8 protein-coding genes are annotated in these 12415 nt (G+C 70.9%); all 8 read left to right on the top strand.

Annotated elements, in window-relative coordinates; translation table 11 throughout:
* Nucleotides 1–4204 (top strand): HAMP domain-containing protein (locus ACFYYN_RS37435; RefSeq protein ID WP_500549304.1); only part of this gene is annotated, 4204 nt, incomplete at its 5' end.
* 258 nt (nt 4205–4462) lie between these two features.
* Nucleotides 4463–5143, top strand: a complete 681-nt coding sequence (locus ACFYYN_RS37440) for a response regulator (RefSeq protein WP_431965404.1) — start codon at nt 4463–4465, stop codon at nt 5141–5143.
* 114 nt (nt 5144–5257) lie between these two features.
* On the top strand, nt 5258–7891 hold the full coding sequence (locus tag ACFYYN_RS37445) for a DNA translocase FtsK (RefSeq protein WP_500329087.1): 2634 nt from the start codon (nt 5258–5260) through the stop codon (nt 7889–7891).
* Nucleotides 7892–8111: 220 nt separating this feature from the next.
* On the top strand, nt 8112–8912 hold the full coding sequence (locus ACFYYN_RS37450) for a helix-turn-helix domain-containing protein (RefSeq protein ID WP_500329086.1): 801 nt from the start codon (nt 8112–8114) through the stop codon (nt 8910–8912).
* Nucleotides 8913–9026: 114 nt separating this feature from the next.
* The gene (rimO, locus tag ACFYYN_RS37455) at nt 9027–10511 is read left to right on the top strand and encodes a 30S ribosomal protein S12 methylthiotransferase RimO (protein ID WP_500329085.1); all 1485 of its coding nucleotides are present in this window, start codon (nt 9027–9029) and stop codon (nt 10509–10511) included.
* The gene (pgsA, locus tag ACFYYN_RS37460) at nt 10508–11245 is read left to right on the top strand and encodes a CDP-diacylglycerol--glycerol-3-phosphate 3-phosphatidyltransferase (protein WP_499514360.1); all 738 of its coding nucleotides are present in this window, start codon (nt 10508–10510) and stop codon (nt 11243–11245) included. The genes rimO and pgsA overlap by 4 nt, the downstream gene beginning before the upstream one ends.
* On the top strand, nt 11242–11784 hold the full coding sequence (locus ACFYYN_RS37465) for a CinA family protein (RefSeq protein WP_500329083.1): 543 nt from the start codon (nt 11242–11244) through the stop codon (nt 11782–11784). The genes pgsA and ACFYYN_RS37465 overlap by 4 nt, the downstream gene beginning before the upstream one ends.
* A gap of 94 nt (nt 11785–11878) precedes the next feature.
* Nucleotides 11879–12262 (top strand): helix-turn-helix domain-containing protein, encoded by a 384-nt coding sequence (locus ACFYYN_RS37470; protein ID WP_018561778.1) that lies wholly within the window; start codon nt 11879–11881, stop codon nt 12260–12262.
* Nucleotides 12263–12415 lie beyond the last annotated feature (153 nt).

A 12415-nucleotide genomic window follows, 5' to 3' on the forward strand; every position in this document is an offset into this window, starting at 1 on the left:
CATCGCGCAGGTGACGACGGCGGTCGCCAACGGCGACCTGTCGCAGAAGGTCACGGTGGACGTCTCCGGCGAGATGCTGGAGCTGAAGAACACCGTGAACACGATGGTCGACCAGTTGTCGGCCTTCGGCGCCGAGGTGACCCGGGTGGCGCGCGAGGTCGGCGTCGAGGGTGAACTCGGCGGCCAGGCGCAGGTGCCGGGTGCGGCGGGTCTGTGGAAGGACCTGACGGACTCGGTGAACACCGCGTTCCGCAACCTGACCGGCCAGGTCCGCAACATCGCGCAGGTGACGACGGCGGTCGCCAACGGCGACCTGTCGCAGAAGGTCACGGTGGACGTCTCCGGCGAGATGCTGGAGCTGAAGAACACCGTCAACCGCATGGTGGACCAGCTCTCCTCGTTCGCCGGGCAGGTCACCCGCATGGCCCGGGACGTGGGCACGGAGGGCCGCCTCGGCGGTCAGGCCCGCGTCGACGGCGTGAGCGGCGTGTGGAAGGAGCTGACGGACTCCGTCAACTTCATGGCGGGCAACCTCACCTCGCAGGTCCGCCAGATCGCCCAGGTGACGACCGCGGTGGCCCGCGGTGACCTGTCCCAGAAGGTCGACGTCGACGCGCGCGGCGAGATCCTGGAGCTGAAGAACACCATCAACACGATGGTCGACCAGCTCTCCTCGTTCGCCGAGCAGGTGACCCGGGTGGCCCGTGAGGTGGGCACCGAGGGCCGGCTGGGCGGCCAGGCGCAGGTGCCGGGCGTCGCTGGTGTGTGGCGTGACCTCACCGACTCCGTGAACGGCATGGCGGGCAACCTGACCGCACAGGTCCGCAACATCGCCCAGGTGGCGACCGCGGTGGCCCGCGGTGACCTGTCCCAGAAGATCGACGTCGACGCGCGCGGCGAGATCCTGGAGCTCAAGAACGTCCTCAACACGATGGTCGACCAGCTCTCGTCCTTCGCCGAGCAGGTGACCCGGGTCGCCCGCGAGGTGGGCACCGAGGGCATCCTGGGCGGCCAGGCCGAGGTGAAGGGCGTCTCGGGCACCTGGAAGGACCTGACGCAGTCCGTCAACTTCATGGCGAACAACCTGACGATGCAGGTCCGCAACATCGCCGAGGTCACCACCGCGGTCGCCCAGGGCGACCTGTCGAAGAAGATCACCGTCGACGCCAAGGGCGAGATCCTCGCCCTGGTCACCACCGTCAACACGATGGTGGACCAGCTGTCCGCGTTCGCCGACGAGGTGACCCGGGTGGCCCGCGAGGTGGGCACCGAGGGCCAGCTGGGCGGTCAGGCCCGGGTGCGGGACGTCTCCGGCATCTGGAAGGACCTCACCGACAACGTCAACCTGATGGCCAACAACCTGACCAGCCAGGTGCGTTCGATCTCCTCCGTCGCCACCGCCGTCGCCAACGGCGACCTCACCAAGAAGATCACCGTCGAGGCGCGCGGCGAGGTCGCCCAGCTCGCCGAGACCATCAACACGATGGTGGACACGCTCTCCGCCTTCGGTGACGAGGTGACCCGGGTGGCCCGCGAGGTGGGCACCGACGGCATCCTCGGCGGCCAGGCGCGCGTGCCGGGTGTGTCCGGCTCGTGGAAGGACCTCACCGAGTCGGTGAACAACATGGCCTCCAACCTGACCGGCCAGGTCCGCAACATCGCCATGGTCACCACCGCGGTCGCCCGCGGCGACCTGTCCAAGAAGATCGACGTCGACGCGCACGGCGAGATCCTGGAGCTGAAGACGACCATCAACACGATGGTCGACCAGCTGTCTGCCTTCGGTGACCAGGTGACCCGCGTGGCCCGCGAGGTGGGCACCGAGGGCCGTCTGGGCGGCCAGGCGCGCGTGCCGGGCGTGTCCGGCATCTGGAAGGACCTCACCGAGTCGGTGAACCTGATGGCGAACAACCTGACCCGTCAGGTGCGCAACATCGCCCAGGTGGCCACCGCGGTGACCCGCGGCGACCTCAACATCCGCACGGACGTGGACGCGGCGGGCGAGATCCTGGAGCTCCAGGACTACATCAACACCATGATCGTCCGACTCCGCGAGACCACGCTCGCCAACAAGGAGCAGGACTGGCTCAAGGGCAACCTCGCCCGCATCTCCGGTCTGATGCAGGGCCGCCGCGACCTCAACGACGTGGCGGCGCTCATCATGAGCGAGCTGACCCCGGTGGTCTCCGCCCAGCACGGCGCCTTCTTCATCGCGGAGGAGCCGGCCGGCGGGGAGGAGATCGAGGAGGGCTACGAGCTGCGGCTGTCCGGCTCGTACGGCTTCTCCAAGCGCACGATGCCGACGGTGTTCCTGCCCGGCGAGGGACTGATCGGCACGGCGGCGGTCGAGAAGCGCTCGATCCTGGTGGAGGACGTCCCGCCGGGCTACCTGAGGATCTCCTCCGGGCTCGGCGAGGCGCCGCCGGCCCACGTCATCGTGCTGCCGGTGGTGTTCGAGGACCGGGTGCTGGGTGTGATGGAGCTGGCCTCCTTCCAGCCGCTCACGCAGATCCAGAAGGACTTCCTCGGCCAGATCACCGACATGATCGCGGTCAGCGTGAACACCATCAGCGTGAACACCAAGACCGAGTACCTGCTGGAGCAGTCGCAGGAGCTGACCGAACAGCTGCGGGAGCGCTCGGCGGAGCTGGAGAACCGGCAGAAGCAGCTGGAGATGTCCAACACGGAGCTGGAGGAGAAGGCGGAGCTGCTGGCCCGCCAGAACCGGGACATCGAGGTGAAGAACACCGAGATCGAGGAGGCCCGGCAGGTCCTGGAGGAGCGCGCCGAGCAGCTGGCCGTCTCGATGCGCTACAAGTCCGAGTTCCTGGCCAACATGTCGCACGAGCTGCGCACCCCGCTGAACTCGCTGCTCATCCTGGCCAAGCTGCTCGCGGACAACGCCGAGGGCAACCTGTCGCCGAAGCAGGTCGAGTTCGCCGAGACGATCCACGGCGCCGGCTCCGACCTGCTGCAGCTCATCAACGACATCCTGGACCTGTCCAAGGTCGAGGCGGGCAAGATGGACGTCAGCCCGACCCGCATCGCCCTGGTCCAGCTGGTCGACTACGTGGAGGCGACGTTCCGCCCGCTCACCGCGGAGAAGGGCCTGGACTTCTCCGTACGGGTCTCCCCGGAGCTGCCCGCCACGCTCCACACCGACGAGCAGCGGCTGCTGCAGGTGCTGCGCAACCTGCTGTCGAACGCGGTGAAGTTCACCGACAGCGGTTCGGTCGAGCTGGTCATCCGCCCGGCCGGTCCCGACGTGCCGCAGGCCATCCGGGAGCAGTTGCTGGAGTCCGGCTCGCTGCGGGGCGCGGACGAGCCGCTGATCGCCTTCTCGGTGACCGACACGGGCATCGGCATCGCGGCGAGCAAGATGCGGGTCATCTTCGAGGCCTTCAAGCAGGCGGACGGCACCACCAGCCGCAAGTACGGCGGCACGGGCCTGGGCCTGTCCATCAGCCGGGAGATCGCCCGGCTGCTCGGCGGCGAGATCCACGCCGACAGCCAGCCCGGCCGCGGCTCGACCTTCACCCTCTACCTGCCGCTCAACACCACCGAACTGCCGCCCCAGGGCTACCCGCAGCTCCCCGGCGGCGAGGCCGTGGAGCTCGAGGGGGCGCCGGCCGAGCCGTTCCACGTCCCGGCCCACGGTCACGTGGCCGTGCGCGGCCGGGGCGCGGGCAGCAGCCTGGCCCGGCTGCGCCGGCGTTCCGCGGCACCGCGGCCCGCCGCGGCCGCCGGGCCGGTGGCGCGCGCCGCGCTGCCCGAGTCGTGGGTGGAGGGGGCGCACAGCGACGCCTACACCGGCTTCGCGGGCGGGTTCAGCGGTGAGAAGGTGCTCATCGTGGACGACGACATCCGCAATGTCTTCGCCCTCACCAGCGTGCTGGAGCAGCACGGGCTGACCGTGCTGTACGCCGAGAACGGCCGGGAGGGGATCGAGGTCCTGGAGCAGCACGACGACGTCGCGGTCGTCCTGATGGACATCATGATGCCCGAGATGGACGGCTATGCGACCACGGCCGCGATCCGCAGGATGCCCCAGTTCGCGGGGCTGCCGATCATCGCGCTGACGGCGAAGGCGATGAAGGGCGACCGCGAGAAGAGCATCGAGTCCGGGGCGTCCGACTACGTCGCCAAGCCGGTGGACACCGACCACCTCCTCGCGGTGATGGAGCAGTGGATGCAGTCCAGGTGACGCCACGTTGGGTGAGCGGCCGGGCAATGGACGGTGAACGCCCATGACTCGGCGTGTGTGAAGAGGTGTGAGAGTGCGGGATTCTGGGAACCTTCTGGTCTCCGCTTGCGTTTCTGCTACGTGCACAGTGACATGGCGGTGACAGGGTGTGGCGGACAGCGGGGTGCGGCTACCATGACCGGCACAAGGACGGGCGGCACTCAGGAGTCGTCCATGGGGGCGGCGACCGGTGCAGTGCCGGGGCGAGGAGGGCGGGCCATGGTGCAGAAGGCCAAGATCCTCCTGGTCGATGACCGGCCGGAGAATCTGCTGGCGCTGGAGGCCATCCTCTCCGCGCTCGATCAGACCCTGGTGCGGGCATCGTCCGGGGAGGAAGCGCTCAAGGCGCTGCTGACCGACGACTTCGCGGTGATCCTGCTCGACGTCCAGATGCCGGGCATGGACGGGTTCGAGACCGCGGCGCACATCAAGCGGCGCGAACGCACCCGCGACATCCCGATCATCTTCTTGACCGCCATCAACCACGGGCCGCACCACACCTTCCGCGGCTACGCGGCCGGCGCGGTGGACTACATCTCCAAGCCCTTCGACCCGTGGGTGCTGCGCGCCAAGGTCTCGGTCTTCGTCGAGCTCTACATGAAGAACTGCCAGTTGCGCGAGCAGGCCGCCCTGCTCCGGCTGCAGCTGGAACAGGGCGCGCGGCAGGGCGGCAACGGCGCCAAGGAGCCCGTGGGCCTGCTCGCCGAGCTCTCCGCACGGCTCGCCGCGGTGGAGGAGCAGGCGGAGGCGCTGTCCAAGCAGCTCGACGAGTCCGCGGACGCGGCGGCGGTGGCCACGGCCGCCCATCTGGAGCGGAAGCTGACCGGCCTGCGCCGCGCGCTGGACGCGCTGGAGCCGGGCACGGGCGGCGGCGACAAGAAGATTCCCCCGCAAGAGTGAAGCGTGTGCGCCACTTGATGCAGTGTCATCCATGGCGCAACAGGGGCACGACACGAATGGCGGTATGCGTGGCCACGCGTGTCGTGCACGGGGCGGAACGGTAACCTCACCACCATGGCCTCACGTACGTCCGGCACCGCCAAGAAGGCTGCCGCCAAACCTGCGGCCAAGCCCGCGGCGAAGAAGGCCCCCGCGAAGAAGGCGGCGGCCAAGAAGCCGCCTGCCAAGGCGGCGGCGGCCAAACCCGCGCCGAAGCCCGCGCCGTCCCCGACCGGCGGCGTCTACCGGCTCGCGCGAGCGGTCTGGCTCGGCCTGGCGCACACCGTGGGCGCCCTCTTCCGCGGCGTCGGGCGCGGCGCGCGCGGGCTCGACCCGGCGCACCGCAAGGACGGCCTGGCGCTGCTGCTGCTCGGCCTCGCGCTGGTCGTCGCCACCGGCACGTGGTCGGACCTGCGCGGTCCGGTGGGCGATCTGGTCGAGATACTGATCACCGGGCTGTTCGGGCGGCTGGACCTGCTCGTGCCGTTCCTCGTCGGTGCCGTCGTCTGGCGGCTGATGCGCCACCCGCAGAAGTCCGACGCCAACGGGCGCATCGTCATCGGCCTGACCACCCTCGCCGTCGGTGTACTGGGCCTGGTGCACATCGGCTGCGGTTCCCCCGGCCGCGGGCAGGGCGCCGACGCGATCCGCGACGCGGGCGGCCTGATCGGCTGGGCGGCGTCCGCGCCGCTCGACTACACCGTCGGCGCACCGCTGGCGGTGGCGCTGCTGGCGCTGCTCACCTTCTTCGGGCTGCTGGTCACCACCGCGACCCCGGTCAACGCCATCCCCCGGCGGCTGCGCGAACTCGGCATCCGGCTGGGCCTGGTGGAGGACCAGGGCAGCGCCGGGACCGAGGACGACGCCGTGCCGTTCAGCGACCTGCTGGAGGAGGAGACCGCCCCGCAGGACGGCGGGGAGAAGTCGCGCCGCCGGTCCAGGCGCCGCGAGGAGCGGCCGGAACTGCCCGATCTCAGGCCCAGCGACGGACTGGACGCGGTCGACCTCGCCTACGGCGTGGCCGCCGACCTCGACGGCGCCCTCGCCTACGGCGTGCCCGGCTCCTCCGTCGTCGCGGACCTCGTCAGCCACTCCCTGCCGCAGGCCCGGGACACCGGGGAGGCCGCCGCCGAGGACTCCGCCGACCGGTCCGTGCCCGACCTCACCAAGCGCGCGGCGCCCGAGCAGGGCCCGCCGCTGCCGCCGCGCGCCGAGCAGCTCCAGTTGTCCGGCGACGTCACCTACGGCCTGCCGTCCCTGGACCTGTTGGAGCGCGGCGGTCCAGGACGCACCCGTAGCGCCGCCAACGACGCCGTGGTCGAGTCGCTGACGAGCGTCTTCTCGCAGTTCAAGGTGGACGCACGGGTCACCGGCTTCACGCGGGGTCCGACGGTGACCCGTTACGAGGTGGAACTCGGCCAGGCCGTCAAGGTCGAGCGGATCACCGCCCTCGCCAAGAACATCGCGTACGCCGTGGCCAGTCCGGACGTGCGGATCATCAGCCCGATCCCCGGCAAGTCGGCGGTGGGCATCGAGATCCCCAACAGCGACCGGGAGATGGTCAACCTCGGCGACGTGCTGCGCTCGGCGGAGGCCGCCGGCGAGGAGCACCCGATGACGGTGGGCCTCGGCAAGGACGTCGAGGGCGGCTACGTCATGGCCAACCTCGCGCGCATGCCGCACATCCTCGTCGCGGGCGCCACCGGATCCGGCAAGTCCTCCTGCATCAACTGCCTGATCACCTCGATCCTGGCGCGCGCCACGCCCGACGAGGTGCGGATGGTGCTGGTCGACCCCAAGCGCGTCGAGCTGACCGCGTACGAGGGCGTCCCGCACCTCATCACGCCGATCATCACCAACCCCAAGCGGGCCGCCGAGGCGCTGCAGTGGGTCGTGCGCGAGATGGACCTGCGCTACGACGACCTCGCCGCCTACGGCTTCCGGCACATCGACGACTTCAACGCGGCGGTGCGCTCGGGCAAGGTGAAGCCGCCGGAGGGCAGCGAGCGGGAGCTCGCGCCCTACCCCTACCTGCTGGTGATCGTGGACGAGCTCGCCGACCTGATGATGGTCGCGCCACGGGACGTCGAGGACGCGATCGTCCGCATCACCCAGCTCGCCCGGGCCGCCGGCATCCACCTCGTGCTGGCCACCCAGCGGCCCAGCGTGGACGTCGTCACGGGTCTCATCAAGGCCAACGTGCCCTCCAGGCTGGCCTTCGCGACCTCGTCGCTCGCCGACAGCCGGGTCATCCTCGACCAGGCCGGCGCCGAGAAGCTGATCGGAAAGGGTGACGGGCTGTTCCTGCCGATGGGCGCGAACAAGCCGGTCCGCATGCAGGGCGCCTTCGTCACCGAGGACGAGATCCACGCCGTCGTCGCCCACTGCAAGGCGCAGTTGACCCCCGCCTACCGTGACGACGTGGTCGTCGGCTCGGGCCCGAAGAAGGAGATCGACGAGGAGATCGGCGACGACCTGGACCTGTTGTGCCAGGCCGCGGAACTGGTCGTCTCCACGCAGTTCGGCTCGACTTCGATGCTCCAGCGGAAACTGCGTGTCGGCTTCGCGAAAGCGGGCAGGCTCATGGACCTGATGGAATCGCGCGGGATCGTCGGGCCCAGCGAGGGGTCGAAGGCCCGTGACGTACTGGTCAAGCCGGACGAGATGGACGGAGTGCTCGCCCTGCTCCGGGGCGAGGCCGGTTCGTAGCCATTCCGTGGCTCACTCGTAAGTGGGTTGGACGCAACCGTTGCTCCCGCCCGTACGTCAAGTTAGTGCAGGGGGAAGGCGTATGGCCGACTGTCATCGGCGCCGGGAAAGACGGCAATCCTGATGGCGGACAAACAACGCCCGCCCGCTTGCCCGTCCTTTTGCACACCCCCCTAGACTGAGTCTCCAGCAGGTGGCTGCACGCTCGAAAGGCGCCCCCGTGTCCATCGGCAACCCGCCCCCCGACGACCGGCTCTCGGTCGGTCGCGCCCTCGCCCAGGCCCGCATCGCCGCGGGTCTGACCGTCGACGAGGTCAGTACCACAACGCGTGTGCGCCCGCCCATCGTGCACGCGATCGAGCAGGACGATTTCTCCCGCTGCGGCGGCGACGTGTACGCCCGCGGCCACATCCGGGCGCTCGCGCGCGCCGTGGGCCTCGATCCCGAGGCCCTGATCCAGCAGTTCTCGGCGGAGCACGGCAGTGCGCCCGCCCCCACCCCGGTGGCGCCGCTGTACGAGGCGGAGCGGATGAGGTCCGAGCCGCGCCGCCCCAACTGGACCGCCGCCATGGTCGCGGCGATCGTCGCCGTCATCGGTTTCGTCGGGTTCACCCTGTTCAGCGGTGGCGAGGACGGCGGCAAGGAACCGGTGGCGGGCAAGCCGAGCGCGGCGAGCCCGGCGGCCGAGCCGTCCGGCAACCCCACGAGCTCCGCGCCGAGGCCCGAGGAGTCCGACAGCGCGATCGCCGCGGCGCCGGCCGACAAGGTCACGGTCAAGCTCACCGCCCAGAACGACAAGAGCTGGATCCAGGCGGTGGACAGCAACGGAAAGCAGCTCTACCAGGGCAGTCTGGAGCCGGGCGACTCCAAGACCTTCACCGACAAGAGCAAGATCAACCTCATCATCGGCAACGCGGGCGCGGTCCACCTCTTCGTCAACGGCAAGGACCTCGGGCCCGCGGGTGACCCCGGTCAGGTCCAGCGCCTCACCTTCACCCCCGGCGACCCGGAAGCAGGGTGACGCCCGGTTCCACGGGCGCGCACGGACACCGCGGCGCCCGGCGCGGGACACCCGTCCCGGCGCCGGGCGCCGCTGCGCGTCGGAGCCCCGTCGGGGACAAAGTAGGCTGAGCCTATGTCCGAACCCCGTACCGTCGCTCTTGTCACGCTCGGCTGCGCCCGTAACGAGGTGGATTCCGAGGAGCTCGCCGGCCGGCTGGCGGCGGACGGGTGGCAGCTCGTCGAGGACGCCGCCGCCGCCGACGTGGCCGTCGTGAACACCTGTGGCTTCGTCGAGGCCGCCAAGAAGGACTCCGTCGACGCCCTGCTGGAGGCCAACGACCTCAAGGGCCACGGCCGCACCCAGGCCGTCGTCGCGGTCGGCTGCATGGCCGAGCGCTACGGGAAGGAGCTGGCCGAGGCCCTGCCCGAGGCGGACGGCGTGCTCGGCTTCGACGACTACGCGAACATCTCCGACCGCCTGCAGACGATCCTCTCCGGCGGTGTCCACGCCTCCCACACCCCGCGCGACCGCCGCAAGCTGCTCCCGGTCAGCCCGGCCGCCCGGCAGGCCGTGAGCGAGGTCGCGCTGCCCGGCCACGCGCAGAGCGCCACGGAGCCGGTCCCCGCCCCCGCGGACCTGCCCGAGGGCGTCGCGCCCGCCTCCGGGCCGCGCGCACCGCTCCGCCGCCGCCTGGACAGCAGCCCGGTGGCCTCCGTGAAGCTGGCCTCCGGCTGCGACCGCCGCTGCTCCTTCTGCGCCATCCCGTCCTTCCGGGGCTCCTTCATCTCCCGCCGCCCCTCGGACGTGCTCGGCGAGACGCGCTGGCTGGCCGAGCAGGGCGTCAAGGAGGTCATGCTGGTCAGCGAGAACAACACCTCGTACGGCAAGGACCTCGGCGACATCCGGCTGCTGGAGACGCTGCTGCCGGAACTGGCCGCCGTCGACGGCATCGAGCGGATCCGGGTCAGCTACCTGCAGCCCGCCGAGATGCGCCCGGGCCTGATCGACGTGCTGACCTCGACGCCCAAGGTCGCGCCGTACTTCGACCTGTCCTTCCAGCACTCCGCCCCCGGGGTGCTGCGCGCAATGCGCCGCTTCGGCGACACCGAGCGCTTCCTGGAGCTGCTCGACACCATCCGCTCCAAGGCGCCGGAGGCCGGGGTCCGCTCCAACTTCATCGTCGGCTTCCCGGGCGAGTCGGCGGCGGACCTGGAGGAGCTGGAGCGCTTCCTGGGCGCCGCCCGGCTCGACGCCATCGGCGTCTTCGGCTACTCCGACGAGGAGGGCACCGAGGCGGCCGGCTACGACGGCAAGCTCGACGAGGACGTCGTCGCCGAGCGGCTGGCCCGGGTCTCGCGGCTGGCCGAGGAGCTGACCGCGCAGCGCGCCGAGGAGCGGCTGGGCTCGACGGTGCAGGTGCTGGTCGACTCCGTCGACGAGGAGGAGGGGGCGGTCGGCCGCGGTGCCCACCAGGCGCCGGAGACCGACGGCCAGGTCGTCCTGACCTCCCGCGCGGGCCTGGTGCCCGGATCGTTCGTCGCGGCGAAGGTGGTGGACACCGAAGGCGTCGACCTCGTCGCGGAGCCGCTTGGCACGACGCAGGAGGCGCGCAGATGACGGGAGTCCCGGCGTCCGCCGCCGGCAACCACCGGTCCGCACCCGCCGCCCCGGCGGCCGCGGTCCGGCGGCCTTCATTGTGGAACATCGCCAACGTCCTGACGATGGTGCGGCTGCTGCTGGTGCCGGGCTTCGTCGTGCTGCTCGTGCACGACGACGGGCACGACCCGGCGTGGCGCTCCTTCGCGTGGGCGGCGTTCGCCATCGCGATGATCACCGATCTCTTCGACGGCGAGCTGGCCCGGCGCTACGGGCTGGTCACCGACTTCGGCAAGATCGCCGACCCGATCGCCGACAAGGCGATCATGGGCGCGGCGCTGATCGGGCTCTCGGCCCTCGGGGACCTGCCCTGGTGGGTCACCGCGGTGATCCTCTTCCGCGAGCTGGGCATCACGCTGATGCGGTTCTGGGTGATCCGCTGGGGGGTGATCCCGGCCAGCCGGGGCGGCAAGCTGAAGACGCTCACCCAGGGCGTCGCCGTCGGCATGTACATCCTGATCCTCACCGGGCCGCTGGCGACGCTGCGGGCGGTGCTGATGGGCGCCGCGGTGGTGCTGACCGTGGTGACGGGCTTGGACTACGTGCGCCAGGCCGTCGTCATGCGCCGGGCCGGACTGGCCGCGCAGCGCGCGGCCGCCGTGCGCCGGGCGCGCGAGGGCGCGGACGAGGAGGAGGGGGCGCTCGCGGAGGACGTCCCGCTGGAGTTCCCGGAGGAGCAGGGACAGGGCGCGTGAACGTCGCCGCCGAGGTGCTGGGGCTGCTGGAGGGGCGGCAGCAGTGGCTCGCCGTCGCCGAGTCGCTGACCGGTGGCCTGGTCGCCGCCGAGCTGACCTCGGTGCCCGGCGCCTCCAGGTCCTTCCGCGGTTCGGTCACCGCGTACGCCACCGAACTGAAGCGGGACGTGCTGGGCGTGGACGGCGCGCTGCTGGCCGAACGCGGGGCCGTCGACCCCGACGTCGCGCGGGGGATGGCGGAGGGCGTGCGGCGCGTGCTGCGCGCCGACTGGGGGCTGTCCACCACCGGAGTCGCCGGCCCGGACCCGCAGGACGGACAGCAGGTCGGGACGGTCTTCGTGGCGGTCGCCGGGCCGACCGGCTCGTGGTGCGAGAGACTGCAGTTGAACGGCGACCGTGCCGAAATCCGTACCACCACCGTGAACGCCGTTCTGACCCTCTTGCAGCAGACGCTCCTGACGGGCGGGGGAACACCCGACGAATCCCCGACGGCGAAGGGTAGGGAAGACAGCGGGGGGAAGGGATGTTTGCAGCCCTGAGTGAACACGTCATCGCTCCCCGCACGGCCGGTGTCGGAGGCGGTACGGTGGGGCAAGAAGGTTGCGAATTCGCGGTCCGAGGAGGGAGCCACCGATGATTCTGCTCCGTCGCCTGCTCGGTGACGTGCTGCGTCGGCAGCGCCAGCGTCAGGGCCGCACCCTGCGTGAGGTCTCCTCATCCGCCCGGGTCTCCCTGGGCTATCTGTCGGAGGTCGAACGAGGGCAGAAGGAGGCTTCCTCCGAACTGCTCTCCGCGATCTGTGACGCCTTGGACGTCCCGATGTCCGAGGTGATGCGGGAGGTCAGCGACGATCTGGCGCTTGCCGAACTCGCCGAGTCGGCTGCTGTCGGGTCGGCAGCCGCGCCTATGCGGCCGCTGCTGGGCGCGGTTCCGTCCGTACCGTCCGGTCCGGACGAGCGGGTCACCATCAAGGCGCCGAAGGCGCCCACCGAGGCCGTGGACGTCGTCGCGGCCTGAGCGACACCAAGCAGTTCCGAACCGTGGCCCCGGCCGGTGGGCAACCGGCCGGGGCCACGGCGTGTCCGCGTGTGGTCCGCGGATCCGGGGAAGGCGCTCATGAGGCGGGGCCGCCGTGGAGGTGGTCCTGCGACGCCAGGCAATTCCCGAGGA

This window comes from Streptomyces sp. NPDC001902 (assembly GCF_042891295.1).
Classification (GTDB): domain Bacteria; phylum Actinomycetota; class Actinomycetes; order Streptomycetales; family Streptomycetaceae; genus Actinacidiphila.